Raw genomic sequence first — 14,948 nt, 5'->3', positions numbered from 1 at the left:
ATCCTGGTAGCCGTAGAGCGTCCTATTCATTCTACTGATTGGATCATTTAAATACACCATAGGATTAGCAATCAGAAAAAACCGGCTTACGACGCTCGACGAAAGCGAGAATTCCTTCTTGGGCGTCGGCACTTTCCGCAATTTTGGTAGCCAATCCTAGCTCAAGCGCCAGACCTTGTGACAAATCCATCTGCAACCCCTCACTCACGGCGCGTCGGATAGCCTGCTGGGCTATAAGCCCATTTCGCCCCATGCTTACTGCCCAAGTGCACGCTTGCTCCAGCAACCCCGACGAAGGTACTGCGAGTCTGTCCAGCAGCCCGATCCGAACCGCCTCCTCGGTCTCGATTGGCGCACCATCAAGCATCATCTGCAACGCTTTGCTGCGACCTACCAGATGCGGCAACATCTGGGTACCGCCATAAGCCGGAATCAATCCCAGGCAAATTTCCGGCAACCCCAGACGCACCCCAGGCAAAGCAATGCGAAACGTACAGGCCATGGCCACTTCAAGTCCTCCGCCCAAGGCAACACCATTGATCGCAGCAACGCTGATTTTGGGAAACGCCTGAAGACGTAACACCAAACGGTGCATGCGCGCCATGCGCACCGCGGGATCACCGTGACGTTGATTGAGATCAGAGCCGGCACAGAAGGCACGGCCCTCCCCTGTCAGCACCAGCGCTCGGCTGCTATCAGTTTCAAGGAGATCAAGATGCCGCTCCAACTCATCGAGCAATTCGTTGTTGATGGCATTAAGTACGTTGGGCCGATTGAGCGTCAGCACAGCACAATGTCCAATATCTTCGCGCACGACCGACATCATGGTTTCTACCTCGATTTATGGGGAAATGATGTCCAGCACCGTCTTGCCGATACGCTGGCGATCAAGAGATGCCGCAAGCGCCTCGGCAAAATGAGCCAGTGCGTAACGCTGGCCAATCCGGGGCTGTAGACGTTTTTCGGCAATCACGCGCGCCAACTCGGCACGCGCGAGGGCCGCCTCGTGCGGTTGATAAAGTGCAAACTGGCGTACGTCCACGCCAATCAGTGACGCCCCCTTGAGCAATGGCAGATTGGCGGGCAATGCGGGGATCGAACCGGCGGCAAACCCCAACACCAAGTGTCGCCCTCCCCAAGCCAGTCGGCGGAACGCAGCTTCCAGTGCGGCCCCTCCGACTGGGTCGAAAATGACATCCACCCCCCGCCCTCCCGTCAGTGTCTTGAGCTGCTCACTCCAACTGGCATCGGTATAATCCAGCACCTGCCAAGCGCCCATCCGCAACACCGCGTCGCGCTTGGCCTCACTTGATGCTGCCGCAATGACCCTGGCTCCAAGCAGGAGAGCAACCTGAATCGCCGCCAGGCCGAGGCCCCCAGCGGCACCTAGCACCAGAACGGTTTCTCCCGCTTGCAAATGGCCGCGGTCGCGTAAAGCGTGCAACGCCGTGGTGTAATCAACCCAGCATACTGCCGCCTCAGCAAAATCCAGACCTACGGGAATTTGAGCAACGGACGCTCGGGGCACCACCGCGTACTCAGCAAACCCGCCGCCCATACCAATCGCTGATACCGGCTGGCCGATGTGTAAGTCATCGACCTGTGAACCTAAAGCATCGACTACTCCACTGAACTCACACCCCGGAATGAAAGGTAGCGACGGCTTGATCTGGTATTTCCCAGTGCACAACAATCCATCGGCAAACCCTACCCCTGCACACTTGAGCGCAATACGGACTTCTCCGACTCCAGGTTCAGGCACATCAACACGCTGCAGTTGATAGCTTTCCAGTTTCAATTCCTGCCCAACAACGGCGTACATTTGCGCAGACGTCATACTCGCCTCCTGCCCGCTCCTTCAGTGCAGCGCCCGAGCGCATCCTGGTACTGTTGCTCCAGCCGCGCTACCAACTCAGCCACACAGGGCAAGTCATCGATGTTGCCGACGCCCTGCCCGGCGGCCCAAATATCCTTCCATAATTTGTAGGCGCCATGCCCGCCGGTCCCCACTCCCGGCGTCGCAGCGCCAGGTAGATTGCGGGGATCCAGCCCGGCGCGAGCAATACTTGCGGCTAGATAATTTCCGCGCAATCCGCTGAACAGATCGCTCGGTACGATGCCATCGGCATCGGCATCGAGGAGCATCTGTTTATAAGAGTCGTCGATCTGACATTCAGTCGTCGCCAAAAACCGACTGCCCATATAGGCCAGGTCAGCACCCATGATCTGCGCGGCAAGCACATCCCTACCGGTGGTCAGGGCACCCGAAAGTAACAACGTGCCGTCGAAAAACCGTCGGATTTCGTTCACCAGAGCAAACGGATTCAGATGCCCGCCATGCCCACCTGCGCCACTGCACACTGCGACCAGCCCATCGACACCGGCCGCCGCAGCCTTTTCGGCGTGCCGTATGCTGACCACATCATGAAAAACCAGCCCCCCATAAGCATGCACAGCCTCAACCACTTCCCCAGGCGCCCCGACACTGGTGATAACCACTGGCACTCGATGCTTGACCAGAATCTCCAGGTCCTGTTCCTGGCGCGTATTACCACGGGAAACGATCTGATTGATGGCGAATGGCGCGCAATGGTTGTCATCAAGTTGCTGCTCGAGAGAGAACAGCCAATCGTCCAATTGCTGACTGCTGCGCGCATTGAGCGCGGGCATAGAACCGAGGATTCCCGCCCGGCACTGAGCCGCGACCAGCGCTGGTGTCGATGCCAGGAACATCGGTGCGCCGACCAAGGGCAAACGCAGCCGCTGTGCTATCGAAGGGGGCAAAGCCATGAGGAATCCTTTTTTTATGAGTATCGGTCCAGCGTCTGCCTGGATCATAGCGGCGCTGGATTTTGCCCTGCAACTATTTATTCACGCCTGTACAATTAAGCCTTGTTCCCTGACACCTGGAGAATCACTTGAGCTCGCTTTCGACACCTGCCGCCGGCACCGAACGCGCGAACGGGCGCATCACTCGCGAACAGTTGCTTGCCGCTGCTGTAGAACTGATGGCTGAAGGTGGTGAAGCTGCGGTCAACCTCAAGGCCACCGCTCAACGTGCCGGTGTGACACGAGGCACGGCCTACTACCACTTCAAGAGTCGCGCAGCGCTGATCGAGCACATGCACGCCAGCCTTGAACAGCAACTACTCAAACTCACCGATGGATCCCGACCGTTCAACAATCCCTACTCGCTTGTATCCCGATTGGCGGCCGAAGACGAATCGATCATTCGCTCTCGGGTTTATCGAATCCTTGAACAAGGGCCGCTGGCCGATCCGGCCACCGTGGCCTACCTGAAACGCTTTCGCAGTTCAGCCTCGATACAGCGAATGCGCCAGCCGGCCAATGGCGTGCCGATCGATCCGGATGCCATCGCCTTCATTGCTTCCGCACTGGATTTCGCGGGCTTGATGGCCATTTCACAAGGCAAGACCGTCAAACAACGCAAAGCCCTGGCAGATCGTTTTGGCGACGCGGTATACCAATTGTTCTGCCATGGCGTCATCGATCCAGAGCTTGATCCCGACTTGCCCAAGCCTTCGCGCAACGCCTGAATTGTTAAAAATTCCATTCAAACAAGCACAAAGGAATTAGCCATGACATTGCAGCGCCAAACCTTCACCGGCTTCCATAACCTGGCGCTCTGCGCCGATGTCGGTGGCCAAGCCGATGCGCCACCCGTAATCCTGTTACACGGTGGTGGTCAGACCCGGCACTCCTGGGGAAGAGCCGCCCGGCGCCTGGCGCAGACCGGCTACCACACGCTGGCCATGGACCTGCGCGGGCATGGTGAAAGTGCCTGGGCAGAGGATGGCGACTACTCCACGGATTCCTTTGTCGCCGACCTGAACGCAGTCATCGATACCCTTGACCAACCACCAGTACTGGTCGGCGCCTCTCTGGGTGGGTCAACCGCCCTGTTGGCGATGGGTGAAGCTGAAACCGTACGGGCAAGAGCATTAGTATTGGTTGACGTGGTACCTCGCATGTCACCCGAAGGTGTGCGGCATATCCGTGACTTCATGATGGGCAACCCCGAAGGTTTTACCAACCTCGAAGAAGCGGCGGCAGCCGTGTCGCGTTACATCCCTAACCGACCGAAGCCACCAACTAATGAGGGCTTGTTGAAAAACCTGCGCCTAAAAGATGACGGACGTTATTACTGGCACTGGGATCCAGCATTCCAAGCCAGAGGTGCCCGCGAACGCTTGGCCGACCTACACCTTCGCATGGAAAACGCCGCGTCCAAGATCCATGTACCGACCCTTCTGGTCAGAGGGCGGCAGAGCGACGTGGTCAGCGAAGAAGGCGCACGTCTCCTACTGGAATTGATCCCCCACGCTGAGTATGTCGACATCGAAGGCGCCGGACATATGGTCGCAGGTGATCGTAACGACGTATTCAATGAGGCCATCGAGTCATTCCTGCAGCGACTGGCGTAATTCATCCCTTGTCATGAGTCCTTGACCAATCATAGATATCACAATAATAATTTAGATGTTTATTCATCCATGACGTTTATCCGCCTTGCCGATGAACGCCGAGAGGGAGAGTGCGAATGACCTGGGAACATTGCGACAAGACCGCCATCGTCGGTGTCGGTGCGACGCCGTATTACGTCCGCGGGCAATCTTGGCCCCGGACAATCAATGAGATGATCGGCGAGGCAATTCTCGGCGCGTGTGCCGATGCCGGGTTGTCGGTACGAGATATCGACGGCTTCGCTTACTACGGCGGTGCCAAGGCCGGATACATCGATACCATGGACACCGCCAGCATCATGGAGATGCTCGGAATCCCCGAAGTCACTTTCACCGCCACGCTCACCGGTGGCGGCGGCGGTTCAGCCGGTGCCATCGGTCTCGCATCGGCTGCAATTATCGCCGGCGACGCCAAATATGTGGTCACCGTAATGTCCTTGCAGCAGCGGGCCCAGCGCCTCGGAACGGTGTTCGGTGCACTCAAGCCTGATCCGGAAAACTCCTTCCTGCAGCCTTCCGGGCTAGTAGGACCGGGGCATTTGATGTCGGTGCTTGCTCGCCGTCATATGCACCTGTACGGCACGCGTCGCGAAGCTTTTGCTGAGGTGGCGATCAACAGCCGCTTGAACGCCATGAACCGTCCGAAGGCCATCCGCCGTACGCCACTGACCCTGGAAGAATATTTCGCTTCGCCGATGCTTGCCGATCCGCTCTGCCGTCTGGATTTTTGTTTGGAAACTGACGGCGCGGTTGCAGTCATCACCACGTCGACCGAACGCGCTCGCGACCTGAAACAAAAACCCGTTCTAGTCACCGCCGCCACGCATGGCGGTCGCGCTGAATGGGGCCGGGCCTTTGCCTGGATGGGCATGAGTGATGAGTATTTCGCCTCGTCCGGGCACAAGGATGTCGCAAATCGCCTTTACGCCAAGGCAGGCGTCAAGCCGAGCGATATCGATGTGGCGCTGCTGTACGATCACTTCACGCCGATGGTGGTGATGCAACTGGAGGATTACGGCTTTTGCGGCAAGGGCGAAGGCGGTGCCTTCGTCGAAAGCGGCGCGATACGGATGTCCGGTTCTATCCCGGTTAACCCGCACGGTGGCCAATTGTCCGAGGCTTACATTATCGGCATGACCCACATTATCGAAGGTGTCGAACAATTGCGTGGAACTGCCATCAATCAGGTTGCAGATGCCGAACTGGCACTGGTGACCGGCGGCCCCGCATCGATCCCGGTATCCGGCCTCATTCTCAGGAGATCCGCATGAGCAAGCATCTGTCGCGCGCCCTGCCGGGCGAACATGTCCATATCACCACCGATCCCTGGACCGAGCCTTTCTGGCTGGCTGCTCGCGAAGGTCGATTGGTGGCCGCGCAGTGTGGCGCTTGCGGACACTTTCGTATGCCGCCCACGCCCTATTGCCCGCAGTGTCAGAGCCAGAATACGCAATGGCCGACCCTGGCCGGCACCGGCACGGTCTACAGCTACGCAGTGTGCAATCGCTCACCGTTCCCGGGCGTTGAAGACTTCATCTACATTCCGATAGTTGTCGAGCTTGATGACGCACCGGGCATTCGCCTGGTGTCGAATCTGGTTGGCATCGATCCTGAGTTGGTCAAGATCGGCATGCCAGTTTCGGTCGAGTGGAATCCAATCAATGATGATTGGCGCCAACCCGTGTTTCGCGCCTGCTGATCGAAGCCCGGCGTCGCAGGATGCCGGGCTTCTCCACCCTGCTGTCAGCGAGATTGCCCCATGAGCCCTGCAAACGCTCCAAGCCCGGTGTTGCTTGAAGTCATTGAGCAACACATTGCCGTTCTAACGCTCAACCGCCCGGAAGCTCGTAACGCCATTAACAGCGAAATGGTGCGAACGCTCGAAACCTACCTGACCCACATCGAAGACGATCCACAGATCCGAGTCTGTATTCTTGCAGCAAACGGTGACAAGACATTTTGCGCAGGCGCCGACCTCAACGAGATAGCGTCAGGCAACGCACGCAATCTGGCCACCAAGCGCGGTGGTTTCGCCGGCTTCGTCCAAGCCCCCCGGAGTAAACCGTGGATCGCAGCAATCAGCGCTACGGCGGTCGGTGGCGGCTTGGAAATGGCATTAGCCTGCGACATGCTGGTATGCGCCGACCAGGCCGAACTGGCATTACCGGAAGTCAAACGCGGCCTGGTTGCAGCAGGCGGCGGTATGTTCAGACTACCTCGCGTACTGCCACGAGCAGTTGCTTTGGAAATGATCGTCAGCGGTGAGCCGATCAGTGCGCGTCGCGCCTATGAACTGGGCATGGTCAATTATTTGGTGGCTCAGGAGCATGTGTACGAGACGGCTCTGAATCTTGCCCGAAAAATTGCCTGCGCCGCTCCATTGGCCGTGCGCGAAAGCCTGCAACTGGCGCGTAATAGCACGGACTGTACCCTAGAGGAGCTCTGGGCTCTGAATAAAGAGGCCGCTCGCCGGGTGATTACCAGTGCAGATGCGCGAATAGGCCCCAAAGCCTTTCTCGAACGACGCCCCGCACAATGGACCGGCCGTTGAACCCGATAAAACCAACAATACTTTCAAGGAGCGCGACCATGGAATACACCACCCTATTGTTTAATCTTTCCGATGATGGCGTTGGTACCATTACTCTCAACCGTCCCGAAGCAATGAATTCGTTCACTCTGACCATGCTGCACGAGTTCGATCATCTGTGGGCGCATATCCGTGAAAATGATGATGTGCGCGCGGTGGTACTGCGCGGTTCGGCAGGCAGGGCGTTCTCCACTGGAGCCGACGTCAAATCCCATGCTACCGAGCCGGTGGGCCATGCCAACAACCTTTGGAACGCCCGTGACCCTGGCGAAAGCCTGGGGGCACGCTCGAACAAGGTCTGGAAGCCGGTGGTGACTGCTGTACACGGGTTGTGCTGCGCAGGGGCTTTTTACTGGCTCAATGAAAGTGACGTGATCATCTGCTCGCAAGATGCACAGTTCTTTGATCCCCATGTCTCCTACGGGCTTGTTTGTGCAGTCGAACCCATCGGCATGTCCTACCGCCTGCCTTTGGGCGAAGTGCTGCGCATGTCCTTATTGGGTAATGATGAAAGGATTGGTGCCGACACCGCACTGCGCATTGGACTGGTGAGCGAGATCACGTCGAATGACGCATTGTGGGACCGAGCCCATGAGCTGGCGGCAAAGATCGCAGCTAAGCCACCGGCCGCCGTGCAAGGCACTGTGCGGGCAATCTGGGAGTCGCTGGATGTCCCCCGTACAACGGCGCTGACGCAATCCTTGAAATACACGATGATTGGAAACCCGGTAGCCCAGACACAGATGGACGTAGAGGCCGCTCGCAAACAATCACGCTCATACGAGGTACGCTGAAGCTTGAGCGGCAGGGCCCGAAAGCCCTGCCTCCCACATCATTGCTTAAGGTAGTCAGGGCTGCTTTCAGCCACCGCCTGACCGACACTGCTGCGCAGGTGGGCAAGGACTTGTTCACGCGCAGATTGCCCTGGGTCTCCGAACCCTTCACGCAGGCGCATTGCCAACAGGCGATTACCGGCCAACAGCCCTACCCGTTCCTCCTGCAGTAAGGCCAGCAATGAGTGCAGCTCCTCCCGTTGCGGCTGCTCACCAAAGCGCAATTGGCGCGCGGCAATTTTCATGGCATTGCAGATCATCAGCGCCTCATGCCTGCGATGCTGCGGTAAATCTCCCAGCAGGCGTTCACGCAACAACACCTGGGCAGCTTGCAACAAATCGGCACCTTCAGGTCGCGTACGCATCAATCATTCTCCGTCATATTGAGGATTTCCCATTCCAGCTTAGGAACGATGTGCCCCGTCAAAGCCAGCAACAACGATTCTTCTTCGCCTGAGATATGCCGTTCGGCCTGCTGGATAGCTATGATAGCCCAGCGCACATGCGCCATGACCTCCCAATACCGAACCTGATCGCGGTCAATGCGCCTGCCACTCTCAGCCTCGTAACCTCGATAAAAGTCCTCACGTTCGCCAATGCCGCCCGCCTCGAGGGTTGGCCGACCGAAGCGCCAACAGCGTGCGCAAAACCAGCCGACATCTTCAAGCGGGTCACTCCAGGCAGAAAACTCCCAATCGATGATTGCAGTCAAACCGGCCTCGTCGACCATGTAATTGCCGGTGCGAAAGTCACGATGGGTCAACACGATATCGCCGCGTGGTGGAGCATGCCGCTCGAGCCAACGCAGCCCCCACTCCAACGTTGGATACGGTGTGCGATAGTTATCGAGAAAATCGCGGAAGTGGGCAATTAAATAGTGAGCTGGTGCTTCTTCGTAGAGCGACAGAAAGTCGAGGTCCTGACGTGGCGGCCGGATCGAGTGAATACGTGCCATCTCCCGACCCAGGCGCTCGGCTAGTTCGCGTCGGTCGCCGCCATATCCTGAACCCGTGCGGGCGATAAGGTGAGCACTGGCAGTGCCTTCAACTCGACGCATAACAAAGAATGGCCTACCCAACACGGAACGATCCTCACACAGCCATAACGGCTGAGGCACCGTCACTCCGGCTTCGAAAGCCGCAATCAGCAAGGCATATTCCTGGGCACGGCCGTGACTGACCGAAACCCCGGAAGGGGCATCCGTACGAATAACCAGGCTTTGCAAACCACGATAAGGTCCATCGTAGAATTCGGCGTCGACGCGCCAGTTTTCCTGAATAGCGCCACCTGAAAGCAAATCAGCTAACTTCAACTCGACATGAGAAGCCTGACCAACATCGCTCAGGTACTGCTCGATTGCACTGCGTGATTGAGCGTCCACCTATGTTCTCCTAAAGCCCGCTGACCAGATGACCGCCATCAACAGCGAGTGTCGCTCCGGTGATATGTCGCCCACCCTCACCCACCAGGAGCAAAAGCGGCGCGTCGAGATCCGATAACTCGCCGAAGCGTCGACTCGGGATGCGTTGACGCATGCGCTCGCCAGGTTCACTGGCGAGAAACTCGCGATTCAAATCAGTGGCCACGTAACCGGGGAGCAAGGCGTTAACACGAATGCCGTAACGCGCCAGCTCCAATGCCAAGGTCTTGGTTGCCTGGATTACACCGGCCTTGGAAATTGCGTAGGGCGCCACCGCTCCGCTAACCCGCTCGCCCAGAATCGAAGCAGTATTAACGATAACCCCGCCCTTACCCGCTGCGACCATGCGCCGAGCAGCTTCAGTAGCCACGAGCCAACCGCCCTTGAGGTTGGTGCCAATCACTGCATCGAAATCCGCCTCGGTTTGGGCAAGCGCAGGCTTGGTGACTGTAACCCCGGCGTTGTTGAGCACAATATCCGGCACACCAAAGCGCTCAACCACCTCATCGAATGCGCGCTGAACGCCCGCACCATCGCTCACTTCCATTCGAACTGTGGATACCAGACCAGGCGTTAGCGCAGCCAGCTCTTCCAGCAACTCGGTACGCCTTGCGGCCATCACCACATGCGCACCTGCTGCGGCCAACACCCGACAAAAGTGCAAACCCAGGCCACTTGAAGCCCCGGTCACCAACGCCAATTTGCCTTCCAGACCAAATAGCGCATTCAAGTCCAAACTCGTCATGGACCTCTCCCGTGATCAATTTCCGATGACGGGTAAAGACCCGTCGGCTTGGAAAAATCATATCAATGAGTTATATGTTTAATCAACCTGACAAATTTTGTACGACTCAGGTTCCACCAGGGATTTTTCCCGTTTTAGCCAAGGTTCAGGCCAGTGCCCGCCCTTCATTGCGAACAGGACTACCAGAATGCAAGCACCTTCAAGCCGTATTCCACGCCCCGACGATTTCGCCGCATTGCTGCAGCTGAAAATCGACGGGAATGACTTCATCAGTCAGTACGGAGAAGCAAATCTGTCTGGCAACGCTTTTGGCGGACAGTTGATGGCCCAAGCCGTGATTGCTGCCGCTCACGGGCTCGATTCGCAAAGACGGCTTCGCTCGCTGCATGCTTCGTTTCTCAAGCCACTGCCACTCGATCCGCTATTGCGTTACCAAGTCCAAACAACACTGCAAGGTCGCAGCTTCAGCAACATTGAGGTGCAATCACAGACCGGCCAGCAGGTAGCATTCCGCGCCAGCATGTGTTTTCAAACTGAGGAAAATGGGCCGAGCCATCAGGACTCGGCGCCTGAAGTTCCTGTTCCTGAGGCGCTACTGGATCTAGCGCGTTTAGCCGACCAGCATCAGGATCGGTTGAGCGAAGGTAATCAAAGAATGCTCAAGGCTAGGCATCTGCACGAACTGCGTCCGGTGGATGGTGAAGCCTTCCTCTTTTGCGGTGCTCGTAAACCGAGCATGCGGTACTGGATTCGCAGCCGTGATCGTCTGAGCGATGACCCGAGGCTGCACGAAGCAGCGCTGGTGTACATGTCCGATGCCTGGATCAACAGTGCAATGTTGCTTCCCCATGTGGCAACTCGCATGAGCCGTGATTTTTTTGCGCCAACGCTGACTCATGACCTCTGGTTCCATCGCTCATTTCGTGCCGATGAATGGCTATTGTTCGATGTGCACAGCCCTTCACTGGTGGGTGCCACTGGATTGGTCAATGCCGCCATCTATGATAGTCATGGCAGGCTGATAGCCAATGCCGCACAGCATGCGCTGTTCCGCCAACTCGGTTGAGGCGCTGCGCCCCGGTATGTACCGGGGCTTTTCATATCGTCTGCGTCATCAGTTACGAGTATTTCGGATGACCTTTTTCAGTAGATTTTTGAACAACGCCAGATCATCCCAATCCAATCCGGCGATAGCCTTCTGCTCCGACGATTTAGCCTGCACGAACAACTTGACCGCGTATTCATGGCCCCTTGAAGTAAGGTCGAACTGACGATCCGAGCCATCGCCCTGCACTGTCACTAACTCAGCTTCCAGCAACCTTCCCAGCTCTTCGTCACCGAGACGATGACCACTGGGCTTCAACAACTCTTCGATCTGACCCTGGGTCTTGTGCTTGCCGGCAGCCAGCACACTGAGTACGAAATACCCGCACTCTGTAAGGCCCATTTGCTGCCAGTCGTTGCGCACCGGTTGGTACAGCTGCATGGAGGCCACGCCGAGCAAAAACCCCAGGTAATCCTTGTTGAAACTGCTGTTCACATCTTCGACTTCTACTGGATTCTCCAGCGCGCGGGGGTGAACCTTGGCGTATTTGCCGCCATGGAAGGCCAATGGCGGATGAGCGGAATGATCAAACTCGATCACTTCGCCGACAAAAATGATGTGGTCACCACCTTCATAGCGAAAGCTGGTTTTGCATTTGAACCGGGCCGCGCAATCACCGAGCAAAGGCACCTGTCCAGGGCCACGCTCTAACTCCAATCCGGCGAATTTATCGATGCCACGCTTGGAAAACCGATCCGACAAGGATTGCTGATCGGCTGCAAGCACATGTACCGCGAAGTAGTCGCCAGTCATGAAGGCCGAGAGGCTGCCAGAGGTTTTTGACAGGCTCCAGAGAATCATCGGTGGCTCAAGCGACACCGAGTTGAAACTACTGGCAGTGAGACCGACATCTACACCCTCGGCGTCGCGCGTGGTGACGATCGTGACGCCGGTCGCGAAAGCCCCCAATGCATTACGAAACTGCTTACTGTCGATTACCAGATTGGGATTGCTCACGGACTTTTCCTCGTTCTGTTCGAACCGCTTGCTGCCTGAGATCACAGCGCGCCATTTGACTAAATAGTATATATCATTAATACAATAGGCAACCGGTTCTAGTGCCGGCCACTTCGAATTCCATGACACTCAGAGAGCTAACAATGAAAACAAAAGTCTGCGAAATGTTGTCCATCGATCTCCCCATTTTTGCCTTCTCGCACTGCCGGGATGTTGTCGCTGAAGTGTCTCGGGCCGGTGGCATGGGTGTTCTCGGCGTCAGCGGTTTCACTCCCGCACAACTGGAGCAGGAATTGACCTGGATCGACGAGCACATTGATGGGAAGCCCTACGCGGTTGATATCCTGATTCCGAACAAATATGCCGCCAGTGGCAACCCGACAGAGAAGCGTCGCCCAGAACTGCCGGCCGAGAATCAGCTTTTCCTTAAGAAACTGTGTGATGACGCTGGGATGGCGCCGCTTCCCGAAAACGAAGTCGAGCGCATGGTCAGTGAGTACATGGATCGCCTGCACATGACGCCGGAATCGGCGGAAGAACTGATTGAGGTGGCGCTGCGTCATCCACTGGTAAAGCTGGTGGTCAACGCCCTGGGCACGCCGCCTAAGGAAAAGGTGCGCGAACTGCAAGCGCGCGGAATTAAGGTCGGCTCGTTGGTGGGCCGACTGGACCACGCAAAAGCACAGGTTGAGGCTGGTGTGGATCTACTGGTGGCTCAGGGCAGTGAAGCCGGTGGCCATACCGGTACAATCACCTCGATGGTGCTATGGCCACAGGTGGTCGATGCCGTGGCGCCGATCCCAGTGCTTGCGGCTGGGGGCATTGGTCGTGGACGACAAATGGCTGCGGCCCTGGCAATGGGTGCGGACGGCATCTGGTGCGGCTCTATCTGGCTGGGTACAGACAAAAGCGAGCTCACTCCAGAAATGAAAGCCCGCCTATTTGCCGCTCGCTCTGAGGAAGCCATCCAGTCGCGCGCCATGACGGGTAAACCTTGCCGGATGTTACGCAGCAAGTTCACCGATGCTTTCGAACAACCGGATGCACCGAAGCCTTTACCTATGCCCCTGCAGACGCTGTCGGTGTTCGAAGCCCGCGCACGCATCGAGCGTGCCAGGGCGAGCGATTTTTTGACTCATCCGGTAGGCCAGATCGTCGGCGATATGCACGGAGAAACGACAGTCAAAGAGATTTTCTACGACCTGCTGAGCGAATTCCTTGATAGCGCCGAACGCTTGGCAACACTGGTCAAGTCACTGGAGTGATCATGGCTTGAAACGAATAAGGCCGTCGCCCCGAATCACCAGGATGACGGCCCTTCAACAGCAACAGTTACGAATGACTGGCAGGCTGCACGACGGATTCACGCGATGCATCAGGCCGGCGCTTGGGCAAGGCCAAAGCAGCAAAGACACTGAGCACGCACAACAGGGTGATGGTAAAAAACGCCAGTTGGAACGCCGAGCCCGCTGGATAGGTTCCCGGGCCTTGTGCCGGGTCGCTGATCGTTTGAGTGGCGAAGATAAAGGCGATCATCTGCGCTCCGATGGCCATGAAGGTCGTGCGAATCACCTGGCTCAAACCAGTCACCTCGCTGACCCGCTGCGCCGGCACCGCTTCTACGATGAGATTCGGCACAGCACTGAAAGCAATGGCCGTCCCAATGCCGTTGAGAATGACCGCAAACCCGACAAACCAGATGGTGCTGTGGTGCAGCGTTAAGGCGGCCCATCCCACAACCAGGAAAAACAATCCATACAGCAATGCACGCCTCCCACCGTGGCGCCCCGCGACAACCCCACCCCAAGGTGCAGCGACGATAGCGACCAGTGACGAAGGTAATTTCAGTGCCGCGGCAGCCGTAGCGGCCATGCCGAGCCCGACACCAGTCCAAGTGGGTTGCTGCAACAATACAAACAACACTTGGGCAAACTGCATTGCTCCCAAGGCAATCAAGGCATAACAGAGGTTGGACATGGCCAACTGACGGTTCGCGAACAACCGTACGTCGATAAGCGGATTGCTATGTCGAGCTTCATACCAGCCCCAGAATGCCAGCAAGGCAAGGCTGCATCCACCCAGCCAAACGGTGCGCTGATCGTACCAACCCCAAGTGCTACCTTTGGTCAAAGCGAACAGAATCCCCGCCACCGCCGGTGCAAACAATACACCTCCGAGGATATCGACTTTCTGGTCGCTGGACTTGCCAGCCGACGACGGCAGAAGCGCAATCACCAACAACAAACCCAGCACAGCGACCGCAGTACTGATGTAAAAGATCCAATGCCAGCTCAGGTAGTCAATGCACACGCCACCCAACACGAAACCGATACCTGCAGCTGTTGAGGCGGTACCTGCGACGATTCCGATGCAAAGTGGTATACGCTCTTTACTGATGTTTTCCCGCACCAGACCGAAACACAGAGGCAGGACAGCTGCAGCCACCCCTTGCACGGCGCGTCCGAAAACAATCCCTTCCAGGGAGGAAGATAAAGCACTGATCATTGAGCCAACGGCAGCCAGGATCAACATGCCAATCAGCACCCGGCTGCGTCCATATAGATCACCGATCCGGCCGCAGATTGCAGAGGCGGCAGCCGCCACCAACAGATAGGCGGTAATGACCCATCCCACCAGTGCCGGGTCCTGAAACAGCTTGTAGAACGTAGGCAAGGCAGCAAATGCCATGCTGACCTCGAAAGCAGAAGCCACCTCGGCTGCAACCAACGCCAACATGATCGTTTTCCAGCGTGTGTCTTTCTCACTCAAGGCCATGCGGGTCTACTCCTTGCTCATCAAAGAACGGCTCAGGCC

The 14,948-nt window shown here is 57.1% G+C and carries 16 protein-coding genes; 8 read left to right on the top strand and 8 right to left on the bottom strand.

The window, feature by feature from the left end; genetic code table 11:
• Positions 1–64 precede the first annotated feature (64 nt).
• Genes ACIPL2_RS21030 through ACIPL2_RS21020 form a run of 3 tightly spaced genes read right to left on the bottom strand, consistent with a single transcriptional unit; the run spans position 65 to position 2,790 of the window.
• Positions 65–826, bottom strand: coding sequence for an enoyl-CoA hydratase/isomerase family protein (locus ACIPL2_RS21030; RefSeq protein ID WP_401359199.1), 762 nt, complete (start codon positions 824–826; stop codon positions 65–67).
• Between the two features lie 15 nt (positions 827–841).
• A complete protein-coding gene (locus ACIPL2_RS21025; RefSeq protein WP_401359197.1) occupies positions 842–1,837 on the bottom strand; it encodes an NADPH:quinone oxidoreductase family protein in 996 nt (331 codons plus the stop codon).
• On the bottom strand, positions 1,834–2,790 hold the full coding sequence (locus ACIPL2_RS21020) for an NAD(P)H-dependent flavin oxidoreductase (RefSeq protein WP_401359195.1): 957 nt from the start codon (positions 2,788–2,790) through the stop codon (positions 1,834–1,836). Before ACIPL2_RS21020 ends, ACIPL2_RS21025 begins: the two co-directional genes overlap by 4 nt.
• A gap of 128 nt (positions 2,791–2,918) precedes the next feature.
• Here ACIPL2_RS21020 and ACIPL2_RS21015 point away from each other — a divergent pair, with 128 nt between their 5' ends.
• The 6 genes from ACIPL2_RS21015 (at position 2,919) to ACIPL2_RS20990 (ending at position 7,868) form a co-directional block, all read left to right on the top strand.
• Positions 2,919–3,557 (top strand): TetR/AcrR family transcriptional regulator, encoded by a 639-nt coding sequence (locus tag ACIPL2_RS21015; RefSeq protein ID WP_401359193.1) that lies wholly within the window; start codon positions 2,919–2,921, stop codon positions 3,555–3,557.
• Positions 3,558–3,599: 42 nt separating this feature from the next.
• Positions 3,600–4,445 (top strand): alpha/beta fold hydrolase, encoded by an 846-nt coding sequence (locus ACIPL2_RS21010; protein ID WP_401359190.1) that lies wholly within the window; start codon positions 3,600–3,602, stop codon positions 4,443–4,445.
• Between the two features lie 116 nt (positions 4,446–4,561).
• Positions 4,562–5,755: a thiolase C-terminal domain-containing protein gene (locus ACIPL2_RS21005; RefSeq protein ID WP_401359188.1), complete on the top strand. Its 1,194-nt coding sequence runs from the start codon at positions 4,562–4,564 to the stop codon at positions 5,753–5,755.
• Positions 5,752–6,183, top strand: a complete 432-nt coding sequence (locus ACIPL2_RS21000; protein WP_401359186.1) for a Zn-ribbon domain-containing OB-fold protein — start codon at positions 5,752–5,754, stop codon at positions 6,181–6,183. Before ACIPL2_RS21005 ends, ACIPL2_RS21000 begins: the two co-directional genes overlap by 4 nt.
• A gap of 60 nt (positions 6,184–6,243) precedes the next feature.
• The gene (locus ACIPL2_RS20995; RefSeq protein WP_401359183.1) at positions 6,244–7,035 is read left to right on the top strand and encodes an enoyl-CoA hydratase-related protein; all 792 of its coding nucleotides are present in this window, start codon (positions 6,244–6,246) and stop codon (positions 7,033–7,035) included.
• Positions 7,036–7,073: 38 nt separating this feature from the next.
• Complete coding sequence (locus ACIPL2_RS20990; protein ID WP_401359181.1) at positions 7,074–7,868, top strand: enoyl-CoA hydratase/isomerase family protein; 795 nt, start codon at positions 7,074–7,076, stop codon at positions 7,866–7,868.
• A gap of 38 nt (positions 7,869–7,906) precedes the next feature.
• Here ACIPL2_RS20990 and ACIPL2_RS20985 read toward each other — a convergent pair whose 3' ends face one another.
• Genes ACIPL2_RS20985 through ACIPL2_RS20975 form a run of 3 tightly spaced genes read right to left on the bottom strand, consistent with a single transcriptional unit; the run spans position 7,907 to position 10,072 of the window.
• The gene (locus tag ACIPL2_RS20985) at positions 7,907–8,272 is read right to left on the bottom strand and encodes a DUF6285 domain-containing protein (protein ID WP_401359179.1); all 366 of its coding nucleotides are present in this window, start codon (positions 8,270–8,272) and stop codon (positions 7,907–7,909) included.
• Positions 8,272–9,288: a phosphotransferase family protein gene (locus tag ACIPL2_RS20980; protein ID WP_401359177.1), complete on the bottom strand. Its 1,017-nt coding sequence runs from the start codon at positions 9,286–9,288 to the stop codon at positions 8,272–8,274. The genes ACIPL2_RS20985 and ACIPL2_RS20980 overlap by 1 nt, the downstream gene beginning before the upstream one ends.
• 10 nt (positions 9,289–9,298) lie before the next feature.
• Entirely contained in the window at positions 9,299–10,072 is a 774-nt protein-coding gene (locus tag ACIPL2_RS20975; RefSeq protein WP_401359174.1) for an SDR family NAD(P)-dependent oxidoreductase, read from the bottom strand.
• Positions 10,073–10,259: 187 nt separating this feature from the next.
• Here ACIPL2_RS20975 and ACIPL2_RS20970 point away from each other — a divergent pair, with 187 nt between their 5' ends.
• A complete protein-coding gene (locus tag ACIPL2_RS20970; protein WP_401359172.1) occupies positions 10,260–11,138 on the top strand; it encodes an acyl-CoA thioesterase in 879 nt (292 codons plus the stop codon).
• 48 nt (positions 11,139–11,186) lie between these two features.
• Here the strand turns inward: ACIPL2_RS20970 and ACIPL2_RS20965 are convergent, their stop codons facing one another.
• Positions 11,187–12,263, bottom strand: a complete 1,077-nt coding sequence (locus ACIPL2_RS20965; RefSeq protein ID WP_401359170.1) for a flavin reductase — start codon at positions 12,261–12,263, stop codon at positions 11,187–11,189.
• A 14-nt stretch (positions 12,264–12,277) separates the two neighbouring features.
• Between ACIPL2_RS20965 and ACIPL2_RS20960 the strand changes: the two genes are divergently transcribed.
• Entirely contained in the window at positions 12,278–13,399 is a 1,122-nt protein-coding gene (locus ACIPL2_RS20960) for a nitronate monooxygenase (RefSeq protein WP_401359168.1), read from the top strand.
• Between the two features lie 67 nt (positions 13,400–13,466).
• On the opposite strand, the gene ACIPL2_RS20955 is transcribed toward ACIPL2_RS20960, so the two are convergent.
• The gene (locus ACIPL2_RS20955) at positions 13,467–14,909 is read right to left on the bottom strand and encodes an MFS transporter (RefSeq protein ID WP_401359166.1); all 1,443 of its coding nucleotides are present in this window, start codon (positions 14,907–14,909) and stop codon (positions 13,467–13,469) included.
• Positions 14,910–14,948: the final 39 nt, after the last annotated feature.

Origin of the sequence: Pseudomonas sp. NPDC086251, from assembly GCF_044746405.1 — a bacterium.
Classification (GTDB): Bacteria; Pseudomonadota; Gammaproteobacteria; order Pseudomonadales; family Pseudomonadaceae; genus Aquipseudomonas.
This window is presented reverse-complemented; position numbering and strand designations above follow the sequence as displayed.